1 tRNA gene and 1 rRNA gene are annotated in these 439 nt (G+C 51.0%); both read left to right on the top strand.

The annotated features are described in order from the left end of the window. Positions 1 to 78, top strand: a 16S ribosomal RNA gene (locus tag AACQ81_RS05810); the annotation flags it as partial. An 84-nt stretch (positions 79 to 162) separates the two neighbouring features. Next, positions 163 to 238: transfer RNA gene (locus tag AACQ81_RS05805), tRNA-Glu, on the top strand. The last annotated feature ends 201 nt before the right edge of the window (positions 239 to 439 follow it).

The raw sequence follows: 439 nt of genomic DNA, 5'->3' as shown, positions 1-439 counted from the left end.
ACCACTTTGTGATTCATGACTGGGGTGAAGTCGTAACAAGGTAACCGTAGGGGAACCTGCGGTTGGATCACCTCCTTACCGAACGAGTGCAGTATTGTGAAGTGCTCACACAGATTGTCTGATGAAATGAAGAATGAGCAGCGTCTGCGAAGAAGACTTGATGTCCCCTTCGTCTAGAGGCCTAGGACACCGCCCTTTCACGGCGGTAACAGGGGTTCGAATCCCCTAGGGGACGCCACATTGCTCAGGCCCTGGGTGAAAGGCGGTGCCAACGGTATTGTTAAGCGCGGCTTGCGAGCCGGTTTAGCAATATTTGCTCTTTAACAATCTGGAACAAGCTGAAAATTTGAAACGGCCCGTGATGTTACGTGAACTCACGGGTGAATCTCTCAAACACGCCATCCGAAGACACCTTCGGGTTGTGAGGTTAAGCGAATAA

Origin of the sequence: Xenorhabdus sp. Sc-CR9 (assembly GCF_963897815.1) — a bacterium.
Taxonomy (GTDB): Bacteria; Pseudomonadota; Gammaproteobacteria; order Enterobacterales; family Enterobacteriaceae; genus Xenorhabdus.
The sequence above is the reverse complement of the archived record's forward strand: the minus strand, read 5'-3'. Positions and strand labels throughout refer to the sequence as shown.